The following is a 24,332-nucleotide window of genomic DNA, read 5'->3' on the forward strand; positions in this document are numbered from 1 at the left end:
CCTATGTCAATACACTCTGTGCACCCCTAGCCATAAAGGCTAATGAATTTTCATTATGCCTTTTTACTGCGTTAGCGGATTCAATTGGATCTCTTGCTCCATTGATCGTCATATCCGTTTTAAAGCTTTGGTGAATAGTCACATTGGAAGCGGTCATATTGGATGAGTTGCTCACTTGTGATTTGTGTGGATTACCATTTGGTACATCTGCATTTTGTGCAAATTTAGCCAACTCTTTAGAGTTCTTAGGAGTTGATGGTGGTTTAACCGAGTCGGCATATTGATTGGCTGTTTTGTAGTGCTTTTGATATATAGCTGCTTGTCGTTTAACAAACTGCCTAGGAGTTTCACTCTTTTTCATCCCATTTTGTCGCATTGCACGTAACCCATCCGAATTAGCACCCTTACCTTTTAAAGCTTTTGCAAATGTAACTGCTCCAATATTATGAGCTAAATATAGATTTTCTCCTGTTAGAGGAATTCCATATTTTTTTAAAATATCTGCGTTTTGCTTTGCCAATAGACCAGTTGCCAAGGTGTTCACACGTTTGTTGTATCTTGGGTCATTAGATTTTCTAAAATTAGATTTATCAATCTTAGTCATTCCAATGTTCTTACCTTCTTTGGATTTCGCTAAACCATTCCAAGTACCTTGAATAAACTGACCTGTACCAATAGCACCAGTAGGTGACATCTTGCCAGTCCAACCAGCCTCCATCTTTACAAATCCTCGTAGTATTTTCTCGTCAATTCCGTACTTAATAGATGCTTCTTTAATATATTTATCCACATCCTTGCCGAAACTAAAAGCATATTTACTGGTTGACTGGGCTACCGTCCCCTTAACTGCATTTTGTACCGCTTTAGCAGTACCAAGAGCAATATCTTTAGCAGTCACGGCGGATTTACCCTCATTAATCTCAACAGCTTTTTGAGCTTCCTTATTGCCTAAAAATGCGAGGGTTTTGGCTACACCTGATCCAACTGCATCTAGTGCCTTTCTGCCTGTTTCAGTCTCTGCAATTTTATCATTGAGAGCATCTGCACCTTTTTGGGCAACATTTTTTGCTTCGTCTTTGGCGATATCGACAACATCTTTAACGGCGCTAATCGGATCCGAGACAATCTTTTGAACAAAGTTAATAACCTTATCCTTAACTTTTTCCAACATGGCTAAAAAGTCTTTGATCTTCGCAATAATCTTATCAATACCGTTCGTCCACTTGGACCAGTCAATTAAAGACTTTCCACCTTCCTTCCATGTCTTGTAGTCGTCATATAGCAAATACAGAGCAGATGCCAAGGCAAGGATGATTCCGATCGGCGATGCAAGGAAAGCTAGTCTGAACAACTTAAGCAGACCAATAAAGCCTTTCAACATTGGGATAAACTTAAATATCATTCCAAATGTTTTAATAAATGCACCCAGTACAAGAGCTGCCATACCAAAACGAAGAGCGATTCCTAAACCTTCTTTAATCTGCGGATTCAACTGGCTGAATGCAGATACACCAGCCATAATTAAAGTGTTTAGCAACTTTAAAATGGGAATTAAAGCTTTACCCGCCTGCATCACAATGACCTGAAAACCTGTCTTAGTCATCATGGTTAGATCACGATACTCCGACATGAACTCATTGCCAGATTTGGCAAGGTCATCATTCATACCAAGTTCTTTTTGTATCTTTTGGTATTTATCCATGTTAGATACAAACTTACCATCGCGCATGGCCAGTAAAGTATTTTGATCAATACCTAAAGAACTTGCATAGGCATTCGCTTGGTGAGCGGGCATTTTAGATAAAACACCACTTAGATCTTTCATCACCTCAACACGGTCGCGCATTGCACCGTTGGCATCTTTGGTTTGAACGCCAAGACTATTAATCTGACTTTCATAGCCTGGTGAATTACGCATTTTCTCGGCAAGAGATTCTAGAGAACCTACCGCACCCTCAGCACTACCGCCAAGCTGAGCAATCGCATTGCCATATGCATTGATGTTGGTGACACTGGCACCAATACGCTGTGATGAGAAGTAAAGCTTATCTAGTTCACTTGCCGTCTGACGCACTGCTACGACGGCGCCAGTTGCTAAGGCCAGTAAAGCACCTTTTAATGCTGCTGCTTTAAGCTCCACACCGCCCATGGCATCTTGCATTTGCTTTAAGCCTGAATTGTCAGTCTTAAAACCTAATGCGACCATGAAGTCACGAATCACACCTGCTTGTGCCATGGGAATACCTTTATTTTATAACTTCAATTAGTTTTGCTACGGCAGTAATAATAGGAGCCGCCTGCCAGATTAATATGCCGAAGATAAAAACTAGACCGATCACATACGTCCAAGTTCTTAGAGTTTTACTTTCAGACAATTTATTCATCACTTTATCAACCTGTATATTTAGGTTAAAATTCATTTACGGTTTGCTTCCTTCTGGTCAAGGTTGTGAACACAAAAGACCTCGATGCTCGAACATCGGGGTTTTTGCTTTTCTGGGCTTATTGAAACGCATCCAATCCATTAAAATTATTGGAAATGCTTCCTAAAACTCCAGACATAAAAAAGCCGAGATTAATTCTCGGCTATTCGGTTCATTGATTTCATTATTCACTATTGCAGTAGTCTTTAATTCATTTGAAATTGTAAAAAGCACTTAATACAAGATCACACCCCTTTGCTTTCTCGCTCCCGCGCTTCTTCGATTAAGAACTCATTGTCTGCAACTACATCAAGAGCATCATTCATCAAAGCAATATCAGCTAGATCGAGAGTTCCATCGATTAGGGACTCGTATTTGCACATACCCTTAATGACTGGCCGTAAAAGCCAGTCTTCATGATTTGGCAAACACTTAAAATTTATTCGACCTTCTTCATGCTCGATGCCTTCATAAGAAGATCTTGAATAAAATTTCCCAAGTTCTTACGAATGACGGCAACAACCAATGGAAGAATCTGCATTATGTCTAAATCATCAAACATGATTGATTCACCACGGCACAGTACAGCACCATCACGAATAACCACAGATAAGCACTTATGGATCACAAGATTGGTATCGCCTTCAGACATCCCAGCAATGACATCCATAAGCGGTGACAATGCACTGGAAAGACCATCAAGCTCTTTTAGATCGATATTCTCCAACTCGACATCATCACCTGACTCCATAGACTCAATCACTTTGGAGAGTCCACCCTTTGCAACTTCGCTAATGATTGGAATTAGGCTTGGGATGATTGGAGCAATCTTTCGGGATACGTGAAGTTGATCGAGCGCATTTAAGCGCCCGATCGTGTAGTTTTTACCGCTAATTGTTATCTGCATTTCAATTACTCATATTTGCCAAGTTTCATATCAACTTTGATTGAGTCGAATACCCATTCCACGGTTGAGCCAACTTTTGCATTTGTATAATCAGGAACTTTTTTAAATGCACATTTAGACGCGGTGTGGTTATCACCAGAACCTGTATGGTTGAGTGTGATAGTGTTTTTGCCCCACTTCCGTGTTGATGATTTTTGAGCATTGTAGATATTCATCAACTTGGCATTGGTTGGTGAAGTCTTTAAAAAACGGATAGTGATGGTGCCAGAGTTATCCGCATGAAGGGAATGCATACCCTCACCATCTGCACCAATGGTCATGGTATTTTTATCACCAGCCATGGCAAAGGTAATGCCTTCCTCAGCAATTGCTGCGCCATAACCCAAATCAATTACCCCATCATCGCTTGTTAAAGAGCACTGGGTATCCATAAAAGAATAAGCTGTCATAAAAACTCCTTAGCGATTAACTGAAACGATCACATCTGCAAAGTGAGTGGCACCTGCAAGCTTTGTGGCGATCTGAAATACGGGCGCTTTACGTGCTTCCCGCTCTGATTGAGCTTGATCATCAAGACTATTGGCATAAACGTAGAATGCTTTTGGCAGATAATCACCCGTTTCTAGTGCGCCAAAGCTATCACCGTTCCATTGCCCTTCACCCAATAGCCCATTTGTCACGGCCTGTTCACATGCACGCTCGAGTACACCACATTGGCGATTTACACCTGCAGGTGTTTGGGGAATTTTAGTGTTTGATGTGTAGTACAAATTCCATAACGCTGTTTCCAGATGATTCTGAAGCCAGTCAAGGCTATGGACTTCATCAAAGAATGAGCCATCACACATCACCCCTTCCTGCAGAATGGATGTGCCATTGTTGTAGCTTGCAAAAACATTACAGTTCTTCGCCTTTAATGCATTGGCTTCACTGATTTTCAGGTCTTCAGCTGCAATGCCTGGCAGCTGCTTAAACTTCAGCGTGATTGTGGTATTAGTGCCCATAAAGTTGACACTAAATGCACGACCAAACACAGAAGCTGCTGCATAAGGATTATCAGAAGAGAAAATCGCAAAGGTGCGACGGTAGTTTTTATTCTTGAGCTTATACGCAGTATCAGTCGTACTGGTTGCACTCAAGCTTTCTTCTTCCTGAGTGGTATAGCCAAACATACGCACAGGGTCAGATGCTTCAATCAATGCTGCTACGGCGTCAGCTTCTACATTAGTCAGGTCGGCTGCAATAGTTAGGCCATACCACTTGAGAGATTGGAGGCATTCAGCAACCGCAGCCTGCACTGATTCCGACCCCGTCTTATCCCAATAACCGATATACAGTGTACGAGGCTTAGGTGACTGACCAAAGTATGCAAGCGCTGCTTTGTATTCTGGATCATCAACGCCGTAGTCTTCAGCTACTCCATCAATACCAGAGTATTCGCGCATGCGCTCGATCTTATCAATGACACCACTTGTAGTGCCAAGAATAAGTAATGAACCAAATGAACGTGGTCCCGCAGCCAATGCAGCAAGACTAATGCTGACATTGACGACACTAGAAACAGGTAATGTCATGATGACTCCTAGTTGCGTTTAAAATTAATTTTTTGAAAACTTTCAAAAGGTTTTGAGGCAAAGCTACGCTTGACCTGTCGATTGAATGTCGCGGTCATGTCATAGCGGTGCACGTATTGATTATTGAGAAAGTCAGGTGCCGTAAGAATTTCACCGCATCCTGTAAATTTGATTTTGTATGCCCGGATCTGGGCAATATTTTGTGGAATCCCTAAGCCATCTTTAAATAAATTGGCAAAGTGCTGCCCTTGTGGACCATAAAATGAGAGAAAAACTTCAATGCTTTCATGCCGGATACTGTCCATGTCATCTTCGTTTTGCTGGAAGTACGGACCATCATCACTACGGGTATGTTTCACCCCGAATGCACACCAGTTTTTATCAATGCCTGGTAATGGTGGTGGGTCATTCTGCCAACGCGGTCTAACCATGGCACCCGGTAATGATGTGACTCCAACAATCAAGCCTTGGAAAATATCCTCAAGTTCCTGGTCATTCTGGACAGCTCCACTCGACGGTATATAACCGTCTACTGTAGAGTCCGCCATATTTATCCTGATAGTTTCAATTCACAAATTGCCTTCACAAAGCCACGGCCATAATGTGTATTGTCTAAAACCTGAGACACAATATAACGACGACCTTTCCATGTAATTTCATCGGCTTGATGGTCTGCATCACCAGAAGACAATGCAAACCGGGTATGAATATTAATAGCACCCTTAATCAAGGTGCCATCAGTACGGCGATCCATCTTGTTGCCATCATTAGTCGTCACTACACCACTGAATGTATGAGTGGTTTCAGTCTTCTGACCTCGACCATTGTCTCCCATCACCACTTCAGTCCGGTGGCAAATAATCCCACGTGATGCCAGCTTCGGATCAAGGAGCACACGACTTACATCAAGAGTTGCCACTGTTGACCTCCTTGCCCTTATTCATAATCACGTAGGTGTGTGAATTACGGTATTGGCCTGTATCCACCAATGGCTTTTCAGACTTCCTGCCTCTGGCTTTTCTTGCTTTAAGCGTGGCTGGTTTCAGCGGCGCAAAGTCACCTGCATTAATCAGGTTCTTCACACTCATTGTTGCTTTCATGCCAGCCGTGTTTAAGAAGAAATACATGCGCTGTTTGTTACCATCCAACGCACTATTCACAGCCTTGGTAAGTTGCTGCCCGATAACATCTTGTACAGCTTCAATACCCGGCATCAAATGCGGACGCGGTTCAAGGTTCATTGCAGGTGAACCAGTTTCCAATAGATAACCAATTTGAGCATTGGTCATACCATCTTCATCAGTTCGGGCTTCCCCGTGTGGCACTCCCACAAGCACCTCAACCCTAGACAGTTCCGCAACGGCCTCAAGTATGCTCAGCATGCCTTCACCAGTTACTTTTACTGTCAAAGTTGAATCCCTCCTGCACCGACCATCCGGGCCATCTGCAAAAACTGAATGCCAAATGTGGTTTGATTCCAATGTCCAGCATCAGTCAATGAAACACTGGAAACATCGACCGAATAGGAAACGCCGTCGACTGACTTAGAGGTTTCATTACCAGTCACTTGACCAGCATCTCCACCAATCGCTACGGCGTCCATACTGCGCAAATACAACGTCAGGTAATGCGCTACGAAGAAAGCTAAGCCTTCATCCAGCAGATCATCCCAGCGTGATTCAGGCAGTAACTTTTTTCCCATATTTAAATAGAAGTTGAATTGCACCGTCGGGTACAGATCAGTATCTGCAAACATTGGCATTGATTCACGAAAGGATGATTCATCTAGCATGATTACTTAGCCTTTTTGTCTTCAGCTTTTGGATCTGCATCTTTGCTGTTGTCAGCAGAGGAGGCATCAGCAATTTTCTGCTTTAGCTCAGCGATTTCTTTTGCATCAGCCTTAGCCTGCTTTTCCAGCTCAGCGATTTTCTTGGTCGCTGCATCAGATTGCGTTTGAAGAGCATCAAATTCTTCTTTTAGCTTGTCATAAGCTTCCTGAAGCTCGTGATTTACCACTACGTCCTGGGTGATCTCTTGCGAGTGATGCTTCACAAACCAATGCTCTGCTACCCCTTGATCTACTTCCTGTAGACCTTGAGGTAGGTTCAAGTTGATTTGCTGGCCATCTTTATCCTTGCCCATATTCACTACTAAGGGTTTGGACAGTAAAATTTGAACCTTGCTCATTTAGTTCTCCCTATAGGCCATCTGCATAGTAGGCAGTTTCTGGATATACCCATTCCACCGCACCGATACGACCGAAATAAGTCGTCAATTGACGCAAGTCACGATATTCCAACGGCGTACGTTGTAGCGGTACAAGAGGCATACGAACACGTGATTCAGCTTGTGTATAAGTCATCATGCGGTCTTTACCTGCAGCACCACGGCCAACACACCATTTAGAAGGCTGGATGTCTAGTGGCTTACCATTTACTGACATTGCCAGACAGTTGATCTTCAGGAATTCAAGGATCGAGATATTGCCTGCTTCTGACACAATGCGAGTGGTTAATAAACCAAACTGCTGAGGCGGCAATAACAACTTGTCAGGACATACAGCAAAGCCTGAAGCTACCCATGCATTATTAAGAATCAGGTTTACATCGCTCAGAATTTCCTGCGGTGTGGATGTTGCCCAAGTTTTGGTCACGTTGGTTGCACCCACCTTGCTTGAGTTCAACAGGCCTTCTACACCGATCATGCCGTCACCGATATAGACTTGTTCATCTACATCCATCTGGTATTTCATTTGCAGACCTGCGAACTTCTGAGCATCGATCGGACGCCCTACCTGTTTCGCAGATTCCAGTTCAGGAATTGTGAACCCGACCTGCATTGCCCATAGAGTCAATGGCAATGCTGTCTTGCCGATATCTAGAGCGATACCTTGGATAGCATCAGCATTCTTGCCTACCCACGATTTGCCATTTGGTGAAGCACCACCTGCAGCAGCAAAAGTAGAGTTGGTGAAAGATGATGTTTCATCAGCGATTGAAACGTCAGAGCGCAGGTCAATATCACGTGACCAGGTATAACTTGCTAATGGCTCATTCAGTCGTGGATCTAAGCGTTCAAGCTCACCAACCAGGAAAGCACCAGAGCTATCAATTGTGCGCGCATCAAAGGTTTGGAAGTTGTCGCGAGTTTGGGCGCGAATCGCCGCCATACCTGCTGTAACTGCACTACCGAGAAGTAATTTCTTCATGTTTATTTTCCCCAGGCATAAAAAAAGACGCCTATAGCGCCGTCCTTCATGCCTTTTAAATTTTTAGATGTTGTATGCGATTTCTACGTTGCCAGATGCATCGGCGTCATGCATGAAGCGTGCTTTCACAGCAATGGTATTTGCACCATCTGCTGCTGCTTCAATGCCGCCAATTGGCTTGCCAGTTGCAGTAGCACCAATGCGCACATAAACAGCACCACCTTTCTTCGCTGTACCAGCATTACATTTCACCGTCATGTAACCGCGCACCAGAACATCTGTAATACCTTTAGACGGTACTGCTTGCCCTAGATCATTCGTGGTGGAAGTTGTTGGATATGAGCGCACAATCAGACCATAAACCGTGTCAGCTGTGTCAGAAGAGCCTAGTGCAGCCAAGTTGCCTGTGGCATCCATTTTGGCAAATACACCAAAGGCAGCCACTGGCGTCGGCATATTGTGTGATTCGATAGTTGAGTGTGATTTACGAGACACATCACCCGGAATGCCAGAAGGCATACGATATGTATAAGCAGCCATGTTTTATTTTCCTTTGTTCCAAAAATCGCGGTTACACTGATTGATCTGATCAATCGTTGGAGCAGCACGGCCAAAGTCACGTGTAGTGATACCTGAGCGTACGCCTTTCAAATTATTTTGCTGTTTAATTAACTCTGATGCCCCAATGAATGCTGCATCCAGTGTTTGAATTGGTAGAGTATCAATATTGGCATTTGCACCAATAAACGGCGCTACGGCTTTCTGGCCATCAGTGGTTTGCATTGCAGCTTTTAATGCCTGACGTTTAGCAAGTACAACCGCTTTACCGTTGTTCGCACTATCAATTGTCGGCGGCAGCTTGATTCCTGGTGACAGGATCTCAGCACGCACCATCACTTCTTTAAGTGAATCACCGGTATGGGTTACGCCTTCATCAGCTTTACCTGCAGGTTCTGCCTTTAAGATGTCATCCTTGGTTTTTTCTGGATCATCATCCGGATTATCATCATCTTCGGTTGACTTTTCAGGATCATCCGAGTCTTTGGTTTTTTTCTTTTCCAAAGCACCAAGACGAGAGTCCATAGTTTTGAGCATTTTAAGGATCTGACGATTTACAGCAGCATCGGACGTTTTGCCATCCAGATCTTCATCATCATCTGAATCCTTGGTTTCAATTTCCAATTCTTCATCTTCAACTGCTTTAGCCAGTTTTTCGGCTTCTTCAGCATCCTTGGTTTTCACCAGGTTACGAATGCGATCAGCAAAGCTAATCTTTTTCTTTTTTGTCTTATCAGACATAAAACTATCTCCTATCGAGCAGCGGGAACCGCAACGCCCTTTATCTACTAATGCAATATGGTTCACTACAATATTGCTCTGTAACCCTTTACCCGGACTGACTTCGATATAATCAGCGTCATACCCAAGCGATATCTCTACTTTTCCTTCAAGGACGGCGTCAATCGTATCCTTATCTGTAACCAGTAGATCTCCAATTAAAAGATCTGAATCAATACCCTCGCCACGGCGAATATTGTGTCCAGATCCTTTAGAGAGCTCTTTCCAATTTTTAGGACCCACCCAATCTTCCGGGTGATCATCTGTAATTGGTTTACCTTCAGCACTCGCAATAGTTTTTGGATCAAATAGAACATCCTCACCACGCTGAATCAGAATCAGGCCAGTGTTATCTGCTGTGACTGGTACTTCGCCGTCGCCATACATTAGAGTGCCAATACGTGCCAATGGAACATCGCGACAAAGCAGATAACCTTCTGGTGTGGTTTCCCGTGTCCGTCCGATCTGACCTGTCGTATAGATATTGGAGCGGTCTTTCGTAGCAGACGGCGCTGGCTTTTTCGGTTTCTTCTTAAACATAGTTCACCTAAATTCAGGCAATAAAAAACCACCTAAAATGGTGGTCTATTTGTTTTCCTAATTTACTCTTCCCGAACTTCAGAAAGCCTATTTAAAGCTAATGCAGCCTGCCAGTTCTCTTGACTATCACCATCTAACATCAATCGTTCATACAAATGCTCAAGTGATGGTTGTAATTCAGCAGGGACTACCCGCTGTCGCAATTCATCATCACTGAATACGGCATAATCTTCAGGCTTCCACCACGAATGACAACCCCAATAAATACCGTCTTCACCTTGTAGTTTTACAGAGAGATTGTTAGACCCGCATCCATAAAGCTCTGCAATCTGATTTATTGCATCTTTGTGGGCGTCGGGGATGATGTTGATGACTGATAAGTTAAATTTCATACACCAGCCCTCTTGTTAAATTCAGCCGCAATAGCTGAGGTTTCACTAGGAGTTAAAACCCTGTTAATCACCAACAACCCACAATGGTCTGTATTATCCTCGTAGGTTGCAGGGATTGTTTGGCCTGTCAGTATTTGAGTTCCGACATTTGGCACAGAGCGAACCACTGTACAGCCTGTTAATTGTGTTGGTAGGTTGGTGATGAGTTTGTCATCTACTGCATCAAAATCAATTCGACGCGGGGAGTCTTGTAAAATAGGGCGAGAAGCTGAAGTGGATTGATAGGCATGGTTTCCAGAAATAGCCTTAATCGAATGAAATTTTATATCCACATCAGTTGGATGTACGTCCCTATGGAAATAAATTGTATTATCTGTGCGATTGCACAGCAAGATTACTCTGTACCTACCTACGCTTTTAGGTACTATGTATGAAATTCCAACACTATGATCAATTCGTATACCTCCACTACCTTGACGTACCACCTCAAAGTCTACAATCGCCCATCTCTTATTAGCCCCTACAGTCGGAATACCCACATAAGATGCTGTTGAATCAGCAGTGAATACATTGTATGTATTTGCTGAAATCTTTGTTGAGCCACCAAGAGAAGTAACCTTAGCATCATCAAACAACTCACTACCCAGAACCAACCCCTTACTCTTATCCAACCATAGCCCCACAGCCTGCCCCGCAGCCGTAACTGGTACAGTCCCCGCAGCATCCTGAAACATCGTACTTAGATCGTTAGGGTCGTAGAAGAAGCCCTGTTCACCATTCGCAAAGAGCTTCTTTATAAGTTGGCTGAAACTTTGCTGACCACTAATCACAGTGGCTCCAGGCGCCTCAAACACACCCCTTCCAATTCCAACTTTTACATTAACAATATCAGATAGAGAGAGCACTATTTCACCACCTTTCGTTAGTCAGAAGTTAAAACCACAACGGTCACAGGACTTAAATCACTAGCCCATGCCCACAGGGTTACCCCTTCAGGAAAGCTAACTTTATTATCAAGCAAATGAACATCCTTTGAAGGCATGCTGGTACCTTGGGCAAAGTAAAAGTCACGATTACCCATCCCTTGAGCCGCTCCACCTTTCGAGCCATCTGTAATTTTTTGTGGCGTGCCATTCAGCACAAATTTATTCATCGCCATGTTTATCTCACTAATTTCAGGTATTAAAAAACCACTCAATCGAGTGGTATTACAGGGTCTGGGTAGCAACGACAATTAGGCAAACATCCAGCATGTCCAGTCATCCTGTCTAATGTCGGCGGCTTATTCCAATACACAAACTTGCCATTCATTTCTTTATGACTTGGTCTGACATCAATATCACCAGATGTTCGCCAGGTATAACCTTCAGATCCAAGATTCTCAGCACGTGATTGAACAAATACCGATGCAGCCCGACTAATCTCTGTTCTTGCGATAGTATTGGCACGACTCATGGAAACTTGACCGCCTGCCATAATCAATCCTGCAAGCTCTTTCGACCGCCCACCTTCAATCAGCATTCTGGTCGATAGGTCATGCACACGTTGAGCTGCATCTAATGGCAGAGACTTAATCAATCTCACCTGGTCAGATAACAATTGCTGGTAAACGGCGCCAACATCACTATTCCTGATCTGCTCACGTACGCCGTAGGACAGGTCTTTAGCGTAGATCAACCATGTCTTTTCATCACGCAAGGCGATGTCAGTCATGATCCGTCCAGCAGTATTATTGGCCCAATGATGCAACGTGTCTGCATACTTATTCAGTGAACTGACAATCATTGGATGTGTACTCGGGTCATGAACATCAAACCCTTTCACAATTGTATCGATATAGCCTGAAATCTTACGCAGCTGACGGCTGTACTCGATCTCCATCCGCCGCATCCGTTTCGGATCGAAGTGATTCATCATCATTCTCACTGTCTGGTGGAGGTGGGTCATTATCAGCGTCTTCGATATCGTCATCCGTAATCGTTGAGAAGATACCAGTAGAGCTACTGGCCTGACGTAATTCCTTAAGTGCCGTATGACGACTAATCACACCTTGTTCTTCAGCCTTCAAAATGGCATTGGTTGTCTTCTCTGCCACATTTGATTTCTGCTCTTCACTCATCTGCCACAGGCTGGTGAAATCAAACTTAAATGAATCAGGTAAAGGTTTACCAAGTACCGACAGTGACATTATCTCCAAGAGCCTATGCAACGGCGTACGCAGACGGCGTTCTTGCTGCTGATTGATGTTGTCGTAGTAATTGGATAAGTCAGACTCACCAGTTGAATTTAAACCTGCCGGCGACTGTCCAAATAAACGCACCAATGGAATCTGAGTGGCACCAGAGATCTGCTGACCAAACTGAAGCAAAAGTGTATCAAGGCCAGAGAAGGTGTAAGAGTGTGTTGCAAAGTCATCTTCTGCATCCATCAAGGTCAAACCTTCATTGGACTGCCATTCCCGAATATGATTGATCTGTTTAACCAAGCCCTCAAAAGCACGCCCACCAGTGGCGATAATGTCGCGCAGGCCTTTCACTTTATATGTCCGCAAATGTGCTTTATAGACCAGCTGGCCCGCACCCATGGTGGCACTATCAAAAACAGTTAAACGATCCTCTAGACGCTCAATCACTGACTGCCCCCAAAGGTTTTCAGTCATCGCCTGCCAGTAAGGAAGGTTTACGCCATCGATACGGATGACGCGCGAGTAATGGATGCGCTGACCACACAGGCCGGCTGCATCCTGGAATACGTCATAGTATTTAGGCTTGCCATAGTCTGGGCCATATTCAGTGACCAGATCTTCAAGTGTAGGCTGAACCATCCAGCGGTCTAAAACCATCAAGCCTTTAAACTGGTCCTTGCCAATAGTTTTAATATTCAACGGCGTTGAAACGTTCTGGCCATCAATCAGCATTACAGCGAGTGCACCACCGTAGAGACGCCCCCACTTAATGGTATCGCTGAGCTTGTCCCAGATCTGCAACGCATCTAAAGCATCATTAATTACTTCACCATGCTGCGGATCATCGAAGCCTTGTAAGGTTACTCCCTCTCGGGTCATATCCTCGGCGACTACATCAACCACTTGGCCAACAACCCAACTTGAACGGTACATTGCTTCAAGCTTTAGACGGTTACGACTAGTGAGGTTAAAGCCATAACTGGACTGATCGTTTTGGCTGCCAGCACCTAAGCCAACACGAGCCGCAAAGTTCTGAAAACTATCGGCTGTAAATTTAAATATTCCCATAATTTTCTCTTAAAGGCGCGACCAAACTCCAGTTCCACCGCGAGCCATAATGTAGCCATCTAATGAATATCTCAGTGCATCTATGCCGTGGTTCCACTTATCAACAATGATTGGTAGAACTTCATCAGTAAGCCTGTCTTTTTTGTAGGAGTAGCTTCTAAACTCTTCCAGGGTTTTCTTACACCGCGTATGAATCACAACAGTCTCAAAACCTTTAATATGTGCAATGCCATCTTCAACAGATCCAGGCCACTTTTCGGCAGCTTCAATATTGAAACCCTGACGCCGTAGATAGCTAATTGTTTCCGGTCGAGAGCAGTCACCTTTGATTGGCCAGTCCCTTGCACCTGGCACTGAATCATAGAACTGAGCCATTTCATCCAGATCAACACCGACACCAAATGCCTCATACTCAATGTAGAGTGTGTTCTCAAGAATGAATGATCTTATTAATGCGTTCGGATCGTTAGCAAAACCAAAGTCAGCACCAAAGAATAAGCGGTCTGCTGTTTTCCATAACTCATCATCAAAGGCTTCAACCTTGTATTTATTTCTAAAGATTTGTGCCTCTGAAAGCTCAAGATAATCACCTTCCCAGATCCAGCGATAAGTCGCATCATCCAGATTCTTTTGATCCTGACGGCGTTCAATCTCCAAGACTTCAGGGAACCATGGATTATCGCTGTAGTTCATCTCTACACCAACACCAATCAATTCACCTGTTAGATCATCAAAGATTTCTTCATGTCTAAAACGCTGACTGGTAGCGCTATCTCTACGCTCAGGGTTCCAAGTAATCCAAACTTCTGAACCATCCTCACGGACTGTAGGAAGCAATTTTCGCCATGCCATCTCACTGACTGTTTCAGCCTCATCCACCCAGCACAGCAAAATACGTGCTTTGGATTTGATACTGTCCAGATTATGTCTAAGACCAGCAAAACCATAACTCACACGGCGGTTCTTGGTGCGGATGAAATTTTCACCCATCTCATAATATTGATTTAAAAAAGGCACAGAGCGAATCGCCTGCTTGATTTCCTCCATTGAGGAATCTGAAAGTGAGTTCATGTACTCACGTGCACCAAGAATCAATCCACTGATCTTCGCTTCAGCATACATATAACCCTTGATCGCCGTCATTAACGCGAACGATCTCGTTTTAGCTGAACCACGACCACCCCATGATGATCTGTAACGAATATTAGGCGTACTGAATAATGGTATTAATTTTGGCGGTAATTCAATCTGTACCTTTGACATCAGGAGCCACCAATTCAATTGTTGTTGGCATATTTATCGACTTGCCATTCGTAGTGTGATCAACCTCTTGCTTATTGGTGTACTTGCCACCCATTTCTTCTGCAGCCTGCTTGAGAATTTTTAAAGCCATCACAGGGCTCTTGGCTTTATTGATTAGTCGCTGGTATGCCTCTAAGCGAACGGTTTGGTTAGCAATAGGAATGTTTTTAGGTTTGTCCAAGTACTCTTCTCGAGTTTCCTCAAATTCTTTTTTCAAGCTGGCACTTAGATCTTTTCCAGTCCGCTTAGTTGGGTCATATGCTTCACACTGCTGTCGAGTAACATCAATTCCAAATTCTTCTTTGACAAGAACTACTGTTTCTTGGGGGGTATTAAACTGCGCAAGTGAACGCACTATATACGTTTGCACCTCTTTTCTAAGTCTGGCCATAAATCTCAATCCGTCCAAGTACGTCCAAGAAGACGGTCAAAAAAATGAGCCTTTCAGCTCTAACCAATCACACAATTCCCACAACACGCAGATACATTAAAATCAGATACAAATGGCGCATTCTTTGTGATTTCGACTAAGCGCTTAACACTGTCGCTTGCACCCCAGCGTTTGACCACGCCATAGAATTCTTCAACGTCATGGCCTGCTAAGTAATGCTTTGGTAAGCCAGTATTGTCGCTATAGATAATCTCATCATCTTGATCACGCTCTACGCCAATGTGATAAAGCTCATGTTCTATCAGTGCACAGAAGTCATGATCTGAAGCTTGCTCACAGAATGATGCATCTATAGTGATGAGATAAACAGGTACACAACCAAACCAGTCCCGCATCTGCTGTTCTTGCCGGGCTTTCTTCCAACCACCTTGGTTAAACATCACTTTTTCACATTGACCCAGTACCATGCGCTTTTTTGACTGGCATGCAGATGATGCCCAAGCAAAGGCTAAAAAGGTTTCATCATCGTGCAGTAGCTCTGAGATATGGTCATGATCTGGATTGTGGAGCTGACCCCCAATGGTTAGAAAGTTTTTAATCACCCATTCTTTTAATTCCACGGCGGGCGCAAGGCGAATAGCTTCTTCCTCCTCAGCATGATCAATAAGATCCGTCGGTGGGAATGGTCTGATCTGTTCCATCTTCTAATCTCTCTAACTGCGACTTGATCCACCGAATCACACCACCCGACTCAATTGCATGTGGCTCAAAACGTTGAATCTTGTAACCCATATCTTCAGCCAAATCATATTTATTAAATGCATTCGCTATCTTTCGTCCACCACGCCCGACAGCCCAAGGACTACCCGCTATTTCAATGAGAAGTCGCAACTTCACAATATAAAAATCAAATCGCCAGTTTTTAGTGGATTCAAATTGAAATCTACGCTCATAGCCAATTAAATGTTCTTCTAATTCTTGGAATAGCGCTTCCTCAGCTTCTAAGTATTTTTCTTTTGCCTTTGGTAAAGGTTTAGAGCGTGGTTTGGTTTTAGGTGGGCGCTTTTTGGTTTTCCAGAAGTAGTCGTCTGCATTCATATATTGCGCCCATTAAAAAACCACCCGAAGGTGGTTTAGTTTAAAACAACATCGACATCTGCCCAAACTCATAAATCGTTAATGCAAGGACAAAGGCCGAAACCGAGATTATAAGCACATCTTGTGAAGCCATACTTTTCTCCCTTTATTGTTCTTTTTTTATACTCTCACAATTAAAAAAATTATCAACACTAAAAGAATACATTTCTCACAATTTATAGGGATAGATATGTAAGAAATTATACAATAGTGGTTTATTTGTTAATTAATCGTACAGGCTTGTTCTTAGATTCTTAACCCGCTCTTTCAACTTAATCATAATGCCATCTATTGCCAGCATCTCATCCCGAGTCAAACCAGAACGGCTTAGGTTCTGATACTTAGACAGCTCAGCACTGCAAAATTCTAAGTCTTTTTTCGCTTGTACTTTATCTGTCATAAGAACCCCAAATAAGAAAAGAAAAACCCCGCCAATAATGCATATTGAGCGGGGTTTTATGTGCCGTAATCCGTTCGGCAAATGACTAAGGAAACGTAGCGAAAGGCCTTATATTTCTTTCAAACAATCACGGCATTCTTTGACTTCACCGTCAATCTCAGTTGCACCATGAAGGCCAAATAAACAAATTAACAATTGAAGCATTTCGTTCTCCTACAATCATATATTTATTACAAAACCCAACACTAACTAAATTGTTTAGAAGCCATGCAGAGCAGCTTTTTGAACAATTTTATCGAAGTTTGAGTGTGAAGCGTGTTCGCTAGCAATGCGCTTTGATCTATAGCAGCAACTTGCCATAACACCAATACCTAATAAAGTTAGTAGCTTCATCTTTAATTCCATCCATGTAGAATATTTAATTAAAAATATCACCCGAAATTGTATCTATCCAATCTCATTTTGATGAATTATTGTTCACTATGTAACTAAATAAGGATGTGGTGATCTGCCACACCCCTGCCTATAGTTCGATATTAATCAGCTCGGCAACTGATCTACCGCTACTCACAATCACATTAACCTTACATGCACGGTCAACTTCACTTGCTTTCATTCTCTTTAAGGTCGGGTTGCCAAGCCCTAGCTAAAATTGCCTAAAACATCTAGGCGTTTACACAAGGCATGTTCTGTAAGTCGGCACACTCACAGGATATGGTTGCCAAATTTCGGCAACAAAAAAGCCTCACATGCGTGAGGCCTCAGAAAAAATTAAGTCATTACTTCGATTTATTGCCGCCTAGGCCTTTTGGCATAGAATCCCCCACAATTTTAATTGGTGGTGTTGGGGCTGGTGGTGGTACTGGCTTAGATGCGCGTATGTTCATATTATCTACGCTCCAGTTTACTTTTATCGCTTCTCTCTTCAACAACTATTGGTGGTCTATCAACTTCAGGCGGTACTGGTTTATTAGATCTAATCTTTTCCATGTTACTCAAATGATTAAAATATCGACAATTATTAATAGTACCGTTAACACAAACATTAATCCACAGAATTTTATTTCCCCAAATGACTTATTCAAATATTCAACTTTTATGGCGTTCCTGTCTTCATATGTCTGAATGATCTCAGCCATATCTATTGAAAGATAATAGTAGATTGTCGTTAGTTCATTTTGTGTAAAGTAGTGGACCATATTCTTATTATTTTCCAACTTTCCAACCTTACTAACCTCTAGAACATGGAATAAATTTCTAGCAATACTAGACAATGATAAGAAAACTAAAACCATCAATAGGACAATAATGTAAAAGATGAAAGATTTATTTGCCACATCAAACAAATACTGTTTTGAAAATATACTTACAGCTGCAATTATTATTGATGTAAATGTTAAATATTTGGCAGCTTTATCCTCATGTTTTGCATGCAACGCCTTTACACTTTCAAGTCCTTTTAATTGAAACTCATATAATGCCTTATAGACTTCTTTATCAAATTGATCTTCATCAGCCATACACACCCCAAAAATGACAAAACCCCGCTAATGCGAGGTTTATTTAGTGAATTTCTATAACTTCGTCCACTATAACAGAAATATGCCATACCCCGTGCGCACACTCAAGTGGTTTTTTCAAAAGTTTCAAATACAAAATGCGGGTGTCTGCTTTTGATATAAGCAAGGCCGCATTTCAGATCTTGGCGAATTTGGTTCACGGATGTGTCATTACTCCCAGCAATATCACGCAATGAATTGCCTATCACGTGATGAGACCAGATTGATGAGATCCACTCCTGAAGGACTTCATCTTCTACAAGCTGAATATCAAGAAAGAGTCTTTGAATTGCACGTGCTTCGTTGCAGTCTAATTGGCAGCATGTTCCTTTTCGGCGTACGCATAGACGATCTCTAAGAGTCTCGTCTGACATGTACATTGCAAGCAGCCGCTCACGTTGCTGCTGCGTTATTCTTTTTGTTGGCATGGTTTTAACAACCATTACCATTGTTTCATTGTCGCCATTTATCCAAGCTCCAAGCTGACGACACCATTCTTCAAAACTGTATTTCGACCAATCAGTCGCTTGCATAATCGTTACTGCTGCCGTCATCCCAAATCCCCTACCATCTTCTCTATTTGCTCAATCGCTTTGCCGCTTTTCACTTGCTCAGTGCTAAGCCGTATTACCTGATAACCCATCATTGTTGCTGCGTTATATTTCTCTAAGTCCCCTAAATACCCCTTACCCCTTGTATGTCTGCCATTACTCCAGATTCCACCTTCCACTTCGACCAATATCTTTTTGCCCGTTAAATGAAAATCAGCTCTCCATTTACGTGAGGGGTGAAACTTAAACTCCTGCTCAAACTCAATCTTTAGAGTTCTCAGATGCTGCGATAAAATCGCTTCACCCTCACTCACTACTCGCTCTTTCTTAACCGATGCAGGACGTTTAGCCTTGCATTTTGGCTTGTAGATTCTTCGATATTCAGCGAGGGAGATGCTGGTCACTGGCACCTCGCAGAGCTTTAAGCTCTTCCCACTCCGTCTTGGCTACAATCACCTTATCCTCAACGCCAATGTAGAGTCGGTAATGAAGAACATCGAGAAATCCCAAAACAGCATAGAACACGTGAAATATGCCAATCCAAATTAGGAGATACTTAAATAATTCACTCATCCCTCAACCACCTCCACATCAGTACACAAACACATAAACGGCGTTCCATCATCCAAGCGCCCAAATACACGGCCATCTTCAACACGATCTAATACACCGTACCCAGTGAAGCGTTTGCCTGAATAAATCGTTGCTGATTCACCAATAAAATCTACTTTTACGCGGTCACCTTTATTCATTCATTCACCCCAAATAACTGTTTTGCTTTTTCGGTAGCCTTAAGACTCATAGGGCTTTTGCTGTTTGTCTCCAAATACCCTTCCGCTAAAAGCTGATTTACAAATACATTGGCATTACGTGGTGATATTTCCATCCATTCGGTAACTTCTTTCAAACTGGTTCGCCCAGACTTCTGAATGATTTTCTTTAAAACCAGCACCATGCGTTCGCCTTGTTTCACGGCTTGTTTTGTACTGAATTTCTGCTGCTTCACACTTCGCCCCCAACACGCTCATCTGCCCAATTGCACTCAACCACATCCAACCCATCATGCTGAAAACGAGACCAGAGACGATCACCAAGGTCTTGTTCCAATTCATGTGCTGTCATGTTTGAAATCAACATGGTTGGCTTGCCAGCGTCATAACGTGAGTAAAGAACTTTGTGCACCAGCTGGAGACGGTTTTCATGGCGGTCATGCAATCCATATTCATCAAGAATCAATAGATCGTATTTAGTGAAGCGATGAACAGCGTTTACTTCACTATCATCAGCCTTGGTCCATGCATTCGCTATTTCATTGGCCATGTCTTCAGAGGTCACATAGCGGGCATATTTTTGGGTCTCGAGAATGTTTCGAGCTACGGCGCAAGCTAAGTGTGTTTTCCCAGTACCGGTGCGACCAATCATGATTAAGTTGCGCTTGATCCCCTTCGTGAAATCTTTCACAAATGTGACGCATTGAGTTTTTGCATTTTGCTGACCGCTATTCGCTACCAAGTATTCTTTGAACCCACTGTTCGCATGACGGGTTGGAAGTTTTGCGCCTTGGAAGTGCTTTTCACGTACCATGGCATTCACGGCGTTGTGGTGTTCTGCTTGAGCTTTGTTAAGCGCTTCCGTTGAGCATTGCTTGCAGAACGATTTACCACGGAAAGAAACCATTTGTGCCTGGTGCAACTGGCAAAATTCTGTTGATTTCTGAATATCAAAACTAAGCGGTGCGATTGCGTTCATAGGAGCCCCCTTGTATCCACATCACCTGTTGCTGGTTCATAGTTCTGAACTTCACCCCAAGGATCATTCACGTTGCGGTTATTTGGTTTTTCAGAAGATTTTTTGCGTGTTGGTTTTCTTCCTTCACGCTCTGTCTTGGTTACTTGCTTCTCAAATTCCTGCACCAACCAAGCTGCGAACTTTCTCGTTTTTTGGTTTTCGGTGAGATGGATTTTGTTTTCCCAGTGCGCATTGAAACTACCCAAGTGAAACTGGAAATCAGGCATGGTTAAAATTTCATTTACGCGATGGCTGAATTTTGTTTGAAGCAAAATTGTGCTTATGAAATTTTGATCAGGTTTCCATGAATCATCCTGAGCTGAATTTTCAGGCAATTCCTGTTGTGTGTTTATATCTGTAGTAATCTCTGTAGTAGTCTCTGTATTTGTCCCCTTTTTGAAATGGGGAGGGTCTGCCTTTTCAAATGGGGAGCCTCCCCCTTTTGAAAGTGGGAGGGTGGTCATTTCAAAAAGCACAGGTGTAATGAGCTCAATAAACAAAACATTGTTGTATTTCTGATTGTTAGCTTCAATTGTTCGGAAGTGACGTTTTAGCACCCCACATTTCTCGAGACGATCAAATGCCTCTTTGACTTGCTGTTTTGAGAAGCCATATTGATCAGAAAAACTCTGGTAAGAACGCTGCAAAAGATCAGATTTAAACTTCTTTTTAACGCGCACAACTTGGCCAGAATATTCATCACGCACCACTGTAGGTCGATGCCAATAAACGATTTCTGAAAGCACAACGATAGCGTTTAAATCGGGTTTTCCACTCTCTAAAACGAAGGTACTAAACCAACTGGTTGGTAAGATGTTACCCTCAAGGTGAACACTACCAACCTGATCCACGACATCATGGCCAGTGCTGAATAAACTCATTTAGCACACTCCAATTTGACTAAGCCACGTTTTTCCAACTGACGAATAATTCGAGGTTCGACAAATTGATTGTTGATCTTGTACCTGGTGCGTGACTTTTCTTTCACCTGGATAAGTTGGGTACCTTCTTGCATTTGGCGACGTATCGCTATGGCTTGCCCCCCCCATTTGGGTTGTATGCTCAAGAATGAAATAAGCTTCCTGAGCCTCAATAGCTTGGTTCATGACTGATAAAGGCATTGCGGCAAGTTCTTTAGGTGTGTATATCTTTACTGGATCAAGCAAAGGGATCATCACCTCGATAGGTGCTGGAGCTTGAACATCTTTCTGCCCACGTTTAGCTGAATATCTCACTGAGCACCCCCTTTTTCGATATTTTTAATAAATCGCCCAAACATAAAAATCTGTCCTGCTCGATGCAGGCTTGAAATGATTTCACCTGCATACCAAGCTGAAACACGATGTTCATTCATCAGCATTTCCATAAATTCATCACGCGTTACGGCAGCATTCTTTACATCACCTTTGATCTTGCGAAGATTTGCCCTACGGATCTCCAGCAATCCCTCTAATGTGCGGAGTGCTGGCTCGTACCATGATTGAAGCTGCATCATCTGCTTATGCTCAGGCTTCTTTTGAAGAGCTTTGTTAGTAATCATGGAACCTCCGCTAAGGCTTGTTCTGCAAGAGATAGGCGGCGTTTTAATTTCAGCTCCAATGTTGTTGCATGACGAACCTCTGTTGGATCTACAACAACGATCACACCATTCGTTGTAACGCCAATACCACCCAACGGGGTTATGTACTCAACGGAAAGTAAATCGCCTGTATCAAAAGTACGATTCACAAGAGTCACTGGAGCGATTAGTACCACCGTATCCCCTTGTAAGAAATCGTTATTTGCATTGTCTTGAATTGCTTGTTGTGCTAAATTTCTTCTCATATTCATTGGTTCCGATAATTGATGAATTAAAAAGCCTGATTTCTGCGATCAGGCTTTTTCTTTTTGAGCATTTGCTGTGTACTTCTGCATTTGCTTAAGTGCTGCCTGATCCACGGCGGTAATCAACTCGATCAAGCCCTGGGTAATCTGGTGGATCTCTTCGTATTCCGCTGGTGTAATCACCCCATCTTCATAAGCCTCATACACAACACGGTTTGCTTTCCCACTCTTAATGTTGTGCTGCATCATTGCTTCAAAGATCGAAAGCTCATGATGTTTGCTTGAGTCGCAATTCACTGGTACTAATGCGTATCCCATCTGATGCGCCCACACCTTTAAAATTTCAGGGTTCTGCGTATACGACATGATGGTTTCAAGCTTCTTTAAGCTCGGTAAATGGTTTGGCATCCCTACGTTCCCGTAGTTGCAAATCGTGTTATGTGAGTCACCAGTGACCTGAGCAATTTCCTTAGGTGAAATCCCCTGCGTCTGGTTAATCATTTTAAAAATTGCCGTTTGGGCTTCACGGCTTAGTGTTATTTCTTGCATTTGTGAAATCCTTTATTTGTTTCACGTTTCTTTGAAGGTTTGACAAAGTGATAATTGGTTATGCGGCGGAGGGATTCTTCTTTAAGAAAAATTCAAATAATTTTTTATGTGAAAGCTTATCGTTGCTTGCATCCACAATTGCTTGAATGGTCTCCATGCGAGGCTTTTTGCGCCCATGGATTAGATGCGACTCCATGTATCCATAAGAAACTCCTACGCGCTCGCAAAATTTATTTTTTTCAGGCTCGCTTAAAGCTTTCCAGAATTCATATAAGTTTGGCATTTAAATACACCCAATAGGTAAATTAAATACAAATATACCTATAAGGTAAATTTAATTCAACCTATCAGGGTATTTATTTTTTCTACCCATCGGGTAAATTTAACAAGTAATTTTAAATGTGGGGTTCGTATGACAGGCTTAATGCAAATTCATGAGATTCGCTTAATGAATGCTAGAAATTTATTAAAGGAATCTGGATTGAGTCGTGCGGATTTTGCTGAAAAGACCGGTATTTCCTATAACTTAATCAGTCAATATATTGGTAAAAATCCAACAAAGAATATTGGGGATGAAACTGCGATAAAGATCGAGGAGGCTTTTGGAAAACCAAAGGGGTATCTAGATCAGGCAAATGCTTTTTCACTTGACTCCAATGACTCGGAATCAAGTCATGCTCAATCGAGCGGTATTAAAATTGCCCCAATTGAATTTAGAAGTGGTGACGCAAAAGCCACCAATGTGAGAATCCCTGTCTACAAGGATATCAAAGCATCCTGTGGTGCAGGTATTGAGAATTTTTTAGAAGATGTGAGTGAATATCTTGATATAGATCCTTACATACTAAAAATCATGGGTATTCAAACAAAACCTGAAAATTTAAGAATTATCTACTCATCTGAGTACAGTATGTGGCCAACTGTGGCTCCTGATAGCCCACTCTTTGTAGACATATCTGATAAAGATCCAGATATGCTGAAAAATGGCAATGTATATGTTTTTACACATAGCAACGAATTAAGAATGAAGCGAATTTTTGTTAGTTACGCAGGTGGCAAAACCGTAAGGCTTGCAAGTGATAACCCAGATAAAGTTCGCTACCCAGATGAATTTATTACGAATGAGCAACTTAATGAAATCAATTTTGTTGGCCGTTTGGAATTAGCGCTCGTAAAGCCATAGATGCTGTAAC

35 protein-coding genes and 1 pseudogene are annotated in these 24,332 nt (G+C 42.6%); 1 reads left to right on the forward strand and 35 read right to left on the reverse strand.

The annotated features are described in order from the left end of the window. Nucleotide 1 precedes the first annotated feature (1 nt). The 35 genes and pseudogenes from AC4MDD_RS09680 to AC4MDD_RS09850 all read right to left on the reverse strand — a co-directional run bounded on the left by AC4MDD_RS09680 (nt 2) and on the right by AC4MDD_RS09850 (nt 23,422). Entirely contained in the window at nt 2-2,236 is a 2,235-nt protein-coding gene (locus AC4MDD_RS09680; RefSeq protein ID WP_491881515.1) for a phage tail tape measure protein, read from the reverse strand. A 432-nt stretch (nt 2,237-2,668) separates the two neighbouring features. Continuing rightward, entirely contained in the window at nt 2,669-2,806 is a 138-nt protein-coding gene (locus AC4MDD_RS09685; RefSeq protein ID WP_410169562.1) for a DUF6889 family protein, read from the reverse strand. A gap of 56 nt (nt 2,807-2,862) precedes the next feature. After that, nucleotides 2,863-3,324 carry a phage tail assembly chaperone gene (locus tag AC4MDD_RS09690; protein ID WP_490738458.1) on the reverse strand — a complete coding sequence of 154 codons (462 nt, stop codon included), beginning with the start codon at nt 3,322-3,324 and terminating at the stop codon, nt 2,863-2,865. An 11-nt stretch (nt 3,325-3,335) separates the two neighbouring features. After that, the gene (locus tag AC4MDD_RS09695) at nt 3,336-3,779 is read right to left on the reverse strand and encodes a phage structural protein (RefSeq protein WP_131230253.1); all 444 of its coding nucleotides are present in this window, start codon (nt 3,777-3,779) and stop codon (nt 3,336-3,338) included. A 9-nt stretch (nt 3,780-3,788) separates the two neighbouring features. After that, nucleotides 3,789-4,904 (reverse strand): DUF3383 family protein, encoded by a 1,116-nt coding sequence (locus AC4MDD_RS09700; RefSeq protein WP_491881516.1) that lies wholly within the window; start codon nt 4,902-4,904, stop codon nt 3,789-3,791. 8 nt (nt 4,905-4,912) lie between these two features. Then, complete coding sequence (locus AC4MDD_RS09705; RefSeq protein WP_178905267.1) at nt 4,913-5,452, reverse strand: phage neck terminator protein; 540 nt, start codon at nt 5,450-5,452, stop codon at nt 4,913-4,915. A gap of 2 nt (nt 5,453-5,454) precedes the next feature. After that, the gene (locus AC4MDD_RS09710) at nt 5,455-5,823 is read right to left on the reverse strand and encodes a hypothetical protein (protein ID WP_178905265.1); all 369 of its coding nucleotides are present in this window, start codon (nt 5,821-5,823) and stop codon (nt 5,455-5,457) included. After that, complete coding sequence (locus AC4MDD_RS09715) at nt 5,810-6,286, reverse strand: hypothetical protein (protein ID WP_348958724.1); 477 nt, start codon at nt 6,284-6,286, stop codon at nt 5,810-5,812. The genes AC4MDD_RS09710 and AC4MDD_RS09715 overlap by 14 nt, the downstream gene beginning before the upstream one ends. A gap of 23 nt (nt 6,287-6,309) precedes the next feature. Next, a complete protein-coding gene (locus AC4MDD_RS09720; RefSeq protein WP_348958691.1) occupies nt 6,310-6,696 on the reverse strand; it encodes a DUF4054 domain-containing protein in 387 nt (128 codons plus the stop codon). 2 nt (nt 6,697-6,698) lie between these two features. Further along, the gene (locus AC4MDD_RS09725) at nt 6,699-7,094 is read right to left on the reverse strand and encodes an STY1053 family phage-associated protein (RefSeq protein WP_491881517.1); all 396 of its coding nucleotides are present in this window, start codon (nt 7,092-7,094) and stop codon (nt 6,699-6,701) included. Between the two features lie 10 nt (nt 7,095-7,104). After that, the gene (locus tag AC4MDD_RS09730) at nt 7,105-8,115 is read right to left on the reverse strand and encodes a DUF2184 domain-containing protein (RefSeq protein WP_348958689.1); all 1,011 of its coding nucleotides are present in this window, start codon (nt 8,113-8,115) and stop codon (nt 7,105-7,107) included. Nucleotides 8,116-8,178: 63 nt separating this feature from the next. Then, entirely contained in the window at nt 8,179-8,655 is a 477-nt protein-coding gene (locus AC4MDD_RS09735) for a structural cement protein Gp24 (RefSeq protein ID WP_317455349.1), read from the reverse strand. A 3-nt stretch (nt 8,656-8,658) separates the two neighbouring features. Then, nucleotides 8,659-9,993: a DUF2213 domain-containing protein gene (locus AC4MDD_RS09740; protein ID WP_491881518.1), complete on the reverse strand. Its 1,335-nt coding sequence runs from the start codon at nt 9,991-9,993 to the stop codon at nt 8,659-8,661. 62 nt (nt 9,994-10,055) lie between these two features. Beyond that, complete coding sequence (locus AC4MDD_RS09745; RefSeq protein ID WP_491881519.1) at nt 10,056-10,385, reverse strand: hypothetical protein; 330 nt, start codon at nt 10,383-10,385, stop codon at nt 10,056-10,058. After that, entirely contained in the window at nt 10,382-11,290 is a 909-nt protein-coding gene (locus tag AC4MDD_RS09750) for a hypothetical protein (protein WP_491881520.1), read from the reverse strand. Before AC4MDD_RS09750 ends, AC4MDD_RS09745 begins: the two co-directional genes overlap by 4 nt. A 17-nt stretch (nt 11,291-11,307) precedes the next feature. Continuing rightward, entirely contained in the window at nt 11,308-11,544 is a 237-nt protein-coding gene (locus AC4MDD_RS09755) for a hypothetical protein (protein WP_178905251.1), read from the reverse strand. A gap of 35 nt (nt 11,545-11,579) precedes the next feature. Further along, nucleotides 11,580-12,266, reverse strand: a complete 687-nt coding sequence (locus AC4MDD_RS09760) for a phage head morphogenesis protein (RefSeq protein WP_491881521.1) — start codon at nt 12,264-12,266, stop codon at nt 11,580-11,582. Further along, nucleotides 12,235-13,638: a DUF1073 domain-containing protein gene (locus AC4MDD_RS09765; RefSeq protein ID WP_491881522.1), complete on the reverse strand. Its 1,404-nt coding sequence runs from the start codon at nt 13,636-13,638 to the stop codon at nt 12,235-12,237. The genes AC4MDD_RS09760 and AC4MDD_RS09765 overlap by 32 nt, the downstream gene beginning before the upstream one ends. A 9-nt stretch (nt 13,639-13,647) precedes the next feature. Next, nucleotides 13,648-14,901 carry a PBSX family phage terminase large subunit gene (locus tag AC4MDD_RS09770; protein WP_491881523.1) on the reverse strand — a complete coding sequence of 418 codons (1,254 nt, stop codon included), beginning with the start codon at nt 14,899-14,901 and terminating at the stop codon, nt 13,648-13,650. Then, complete coding sequence (locus AC4MDD_RS09775; RefSeq protein ID WP_490738021.1) at nt 14,882-15,331, reverse strand: DUF2280 domain-containing protein; 450 nt, start codon at nt 15,329-15,331, stop codon at nt 14,882-14,884. Before AC4MDD_RS09775 ends, AC4MDD_RS09770 begins: the two co-directional genes overlap by 20 nt. Before the next feature lie 59 nt (nt 15,332-15,390). Next, nucleotides 15,391-16,032 carry a putative metallopeptidase gene (locus tag AC4MDD_RS09780; RefSeq protein ID WP_491881524.1) on the reverse strand — a complete coding sequence of 214 codons (642 nt, stop codon included), beginning with the start codon at nt 16,030-16,032 and terminating at the stop codon, nt 15,391-15,393. Continuing rightward, complete coding sequence (locus AC4MDD_RS09785) at nt 15,992-16,429, reverse strand: putative endonuclease domain-containing protein (RefSeq protein ID WP_491881525.1); 438 nt, start codon at nt 16,427-16,429, stop codon at nt 15,992-15,994. Before AC4MDD_RS09785 ends, AC4MDD_RS09780 begins: the two co-directional genes overlap by 41 nt. A gap of 265 nt (nt 16,430-16,694) precedes the next feature. After that, nucleotides 16,695-16,868: a hypothetical protein gene (locus tag AC4MDD_RS09790; RefSeq protein WP_171255704.1), complete on the reverse strand. Its 174-nt coding sequence runs from the start codon at nt 16,866-16,868 to the stop codon at nt 16,695-16,697. 995 nt (nt 16,869-17,863) lie between these two features. Beyond that, entirely contained in the window at nt 17,864-18,388 is a 525-nt protein-coding gene (locus AC4MDD_RS09795; RefSeq protein ID WP_348958676.1) for a hypothetical protein, read from the reverse strand. A 104-nt stretch (nt 18,389-18,492) separates the two neighbouring features. Next, nucleotides 18,493-18,981 carry a hypothetical protein gene (locus tag AC4MDD_RS09800; protein ID WP_348958675.1) on the reverse strand — a complete coding sequence of 163 codons (489 nt, stop codon included), beginning with the start codon at nt 18,979-18,981 and terminating at the stop codon, nt 18,493-18,495. Continuing rightward, complete coding sequence (locus AC4MDD_RS09805) at nt 18,978-19,382, reverse strand: DUF559 domain-containing protein (RefSeq protein WP_491881526.1); 405 nt, start codon at nt 19,380-19,382, stop codon at nt 18,978-18,980. The genes AC4MDD_RS09800 and AC4MDD_RS09805 overlap by 4 nt, the downstream gene beginning before the upstream one ends. A 165-nt stretch (nt 19,383-19,547) precedes the next feature. Next, nucleotides 19,548-19,730, reverse strand: a complete 183-nt coding sequence (locus AC4MDD_RS09810) for a hypothetical protein (protein ID WP_490738433.1) — start codon at nt 19,728-19,730, stop codon at nt 19,548-19,550. Further along, nucleotides 19,727-19,984, reverse strand: a complete 258-nt coding sequence (locus AC4MDD_RS09815; protein ID WP_491881527.1) for a hypothetical protein — start codon at nt 19,982-19,984, stop codon at nt 19,727-19,729. The genes AC4MDD_RS09810 and AC4MDD_RS09815 overlap by 4 nt, the downstream gene beginning before the upstream one ends. Continuing rightward, the gene (locus tag AC4MDD_RS09820; RefSeq protein ID WP_491881528.1) at nt 19,981-20,727 is read right to left on the reverse strand and encodes an ATP-binding protein; all 747 of its coding nucleotides are present in this window, start codon (nt 20,725-20,727) and stop codon (nt 19,981-19,983) included. Before AC4MDD_RS09820 ends, AC4MDD_RS09815 begins: the two co-directional genes overlap by 4 nt. Next, on the reverse strand, nt 20,724-21,647 hold the full coding sequence (locus tag AC4MDD_RS09825) for a hypothetical protein (RefSeq protein WP_094148715.1): 924 nt from the start codon (nt 21,645-21,647) through the stop codon (nt 20,724-20,726). The genes AC4MDD_RS09820 and AC4MDD_RS09825 overlap by 4 nt, the downstream gene beginning before the upstream one ends. Further along, nucleotides 21,644-22,001, reverse strand: a pseudogene (locus tag AC4MDD_RS09830) (hypothetical protein). Before AC4MDD_RS09830 ends, AC4MDD_RS09825 begins: the two are co-directional and overlap by 4 nt. Then, entirely contained in the window at nt 21,998-22,306 is a 309-nt protein-coding gene (locus AC4MDD_RS09835) for a hypothetical protein (RefSeq protein WP_491881529.1), read from the reverse strand. Before AC4MDD_RS09835 ends, AC4MDD_RS09830 begins: the two are co-directional and overlap by 4 nt. Beyond that, complete coding sequence (locus AC4MDD_RS09840; protein ID WP_491881530.1) at nt 22,303-22,590, reverse strand: hypothetical protein; 288 nt, start codon at nt 22,588-22,590, stop codon at nt 22,303-22,305. Before AC4MDD_RS09840 ends, AC4MDD_RS09835 begins: the two co-directional genes overlap by 4 nt. A 48-nt stretch (nt 22,591-22,638) precedes the next feature. Then, nucleotides 22,639-23,139: a phage regulatory CII family protein gene (locus AC4MDD_RS09845; protein WP_491881531.1), complete on the reverse strand. Its 501-nt coding sequence runs from the start codon at nt 23,137-23,139 to the stop codon at nt 22,639-22,641. A gap of 58 nt (nt 23,140-23,197) precedes the next feature. Further along, a complete protein-coding gene (locus tag AC4MDD_RS09850; protein ID WP_131230303.1) occupies nt 23,198-23,422 on the reverse strand; it encodes an XRE family transcriptional regulator in 225 nt (74 codons plus the stop codon). 129 nt (nt 23,423-23,551) lie between these two features. Here AC4MDD_RS09850 and AC4MDD_RS09855 point away from each other — a divergent pair, with 129 nt between their 5' ends. Then, the gene (locus AC4MDD_RS09855) at nt 23,552-24,322 is read left to right on the forward strand and encodes a LexA family transcriptional regulator (protein WP_131230301.1); all 771 of its coding nucleotides are present in this window, start codon (nt 23,552-23,554) and stop codon (nt 24,320-24,322) included. Nucleotides 24,323-24,332: the final 10 nt, after the last annotated feature.

It is taken from the genome of Acinetobacter sp. CAU_H_29a_1 (assembly GCF_058599505.1).

What these genes read in the sequence shown, in the direction of transcription:
- AC4MDD_RS09740 (WP_491881518.1), bottom strand. Translation starts at nt 9,993, where the DNA reads ATGTTTAAGAAGAAACCGAAAAAGCCAGCGCCGTCTGCTACGAAAGAC.
- AC4MDD_RS09765 (WP_491881522.1), bottom strand. Translation starts at nt 13,638, where the DNA reads ATGGGAATATTTAAATTTACAGCCGATAGTTTTCAGAACTTTGCGGCT.
- AC4MDD_RS09700 (WP_491881516.1), bottom strand. Translation starts at nt 4,904, where the DNA reads ATGACATTACCTGTTTCTAGTGTCGTCAATGTCAGCATTAGTCTTGCT.
- AC4MDD_RS09810 (WP_490738433.1), bottom strand. Translation starts at nt 19,730, where the DNA reads ATGAATAAAGGTGACCGCGTAAAAGTAGATTTTATTGGTGAATCAGCA.
- AC4MDD_RS09790 (WP_171255704.1), bottom strand. Translation starts at nt 16,868, where the DNA reads ATGACAGATAAAGTACAAGCGAAAAAAGACTTAGAATTTTGCAGTGCT.
- AC4MDD_RS09735 (WP_317455349.1), bottom strand. Translation starts at nt 8,655, where the DNA reads ATGGCTGCTTATACATATCGTATGCCTTCTGGCATTCCGGGTGATGTG.
- AC4MDD_RS09820 (WP_491881528.1), bottom strand. Translation starts at nt 20,727, where the DNA reads ATGAACGCAATCGCACCGCTTAGTTTTGATATTCAGAAATCAACAGAA.
- AC4MDD_RS09780 (WP_491881524.1), bottom strand. Translation starts at nt 16,032, where the DNA reads ATGGAACAGATCAGACCATTCCCACCGACGGATCTTATTGATCATGCT.
- AC4MDD_RS09705 (WP_178905267.1), bottom strand. Translation starts at nt 5,452, where the DNA reads ATGGCGGACTCTACAGTAGACGGTTATATACCGTCGAGTGGAGCTGTC.
- AC4MDD_RS09850 (WP_131230303.1), bottom strand. Translation starts at nt 23,422, where the DNA reads ATGCCAAACTTATATGAATTCTGGAAAGCTTTAAGCGAGCCTGAAAAA.
- AC4MDD_RS09770 (WP_491881523.1), bottom strand. Translation starts at nt 14,901, where the DNA reads ATGTCAAAGGTACAGATTGAATTACCGCCAAAATTAATACCATTATTC.
- AC4MDD_RS09695 (WP_131230253.1), bottom strand. Translation starts at nt 3,779, where the DNA reads ATGACAGCTTATTCTTTTATGGATACCCAGTGCTCTTTAACAAGCGAT.
- AC4MDD_RS09760 (WP_491881521.1), bottom strand. Translation starts at nt 12,266, where the DNA reads ATGGAGATCGAGTACAGCCGTCAGCTGCGTAAGATTTCAGGCTATATC.
- AC4MDD_RS09825 (WP_094148715.1), bottom strand. Translation starts at nt 21,647, where the DNA reads ATGAGTTTATTCAGCACTGGCCATGATGTCGTGGATCAGGTTGGTAGT.
- AC4MDD_RS09845 (WP_491881531.1), bottom strand. Translation starts at nt 23,139, where the DNA reads ATGCAAGAAATAACACTAAGCCGTGAAGCCCAAACGGCAATTTTTAAA.
- AC4MDD_RS09840 (WP_491881530.1), bottom strand. Translation starts at nt 22,590, where the DNA reads ATGAGAAGAAATTTAGCACAACAAGCAATTCAAGACAATGCAAATAAC.
- AC4MDD_RS09680 (WP_491881515.1), bottom strand. Translation starts at nt 2,236, where the DNA reads ATGGCACAAGCAGGTGTGATTCGTGACTTCATGGTCGCATTAGGTTTT.
- AC4MDD_RS09795 (WP_348958676.1), bottom strand. Translation starts at nt 18,388, where the DNA reads ATGGCTGATGAAGATCAATTTGATAAAGAAGTCTATAAGGCATTATAT.
- AC4MDD_RS09755 (WP_178905251.1), bottom strand. Translation starts at nt 11,544, where the DNA reads ATGGCGATGAATAAATTTGTGCTGAATGGCACGCCACAAAAAATTACA.
- AC4MDD_RS09725 (WP_491881517.1), bottom strand. Translation starts at nt 7,094, where the DNA reads ATGAGCAAGGTTCAAATTTTACTGTCCAAACCCTTAGTAGTGAATATG.
- AC4MDD_RS09800 (WP_348958675.1), bottom strand. Translation starts at nt 18,981, where the DNA reads ATGACGGCAGCAGTAACGATTATGCAAGCGACTGATTGGTCGAAATAC.
- AC4MDD_RS09835 (WP_491881529.1), bottom strand. Translation starts at nt 22,306, where the DNA reads ATGATTACTAACAAAGCTCTTCAAAAGAAGCCTGAGCATAAGCAGATG.
- AC4MDD_RS09855 (WP_131230301.1), top strand. Translation starts at nt 23,552, where the DNA reads ATGACAGGCTTAATGCAAATTCATGAGATTCGCTTAATGAATGCTAGA.
- AC4MDD_RS09715 (WP_348958724.1), bottom strand. Translation starts at nt 6,286, where the DNA reads ATGCTGAGCATACTTGAGGCCGTTGCGGAACTGTCTAGGGTTGAGGTG.
- AC4MDD_RS09730 (WP_348958689.1), bottom strand. Translation starts at nt 8,115, where the DNA reads ATGAAGAAATTACTTCTCGGTAGTGCAGTTACAGCAGGTATGGCGGCG.
- AC4MDD_RS09720 (WP_348958691.1), bottom strand. Translation starts at nt 6,696, where the DNA reads ATGCTAGATGAATCATCCTTTCGTGAATCAATGCCAATGTTTGCAGAT.
- AC4MDD_RS09775 (WP_490738021.1), bottom strand. Translation starts at nt 15,331, where the DNA reads ATGGCCAGACTTAGAAAAGAGGTGCAAACGTATATAGTGCGTTCACTT.
- AC4MDD_RS09685 (WP_410169562.1), bottom strand. Translation starts at nt 2,806, where the DNA reads ATGTGCAAATACGAGTCCCTAATCGATGGAACTCTCGATCTAGCTGAT.
- AC4MDD_RS09785 (WP_491881525.1), bottom strand. Translation starts at nt 16,429, where the DNA reads ATGAATGCAGACGACTACTTCTGGAAAACCAAAAAGCGCCCACCTAAA.
- AC4MDD_RS09745 (WP_491881519.1), bottom strand. Translation starts at nt 10,385, where the DNA reads ATGAAATTTAACTTATCAGTCATCAACATCATCCCCGACGCCCACAAA.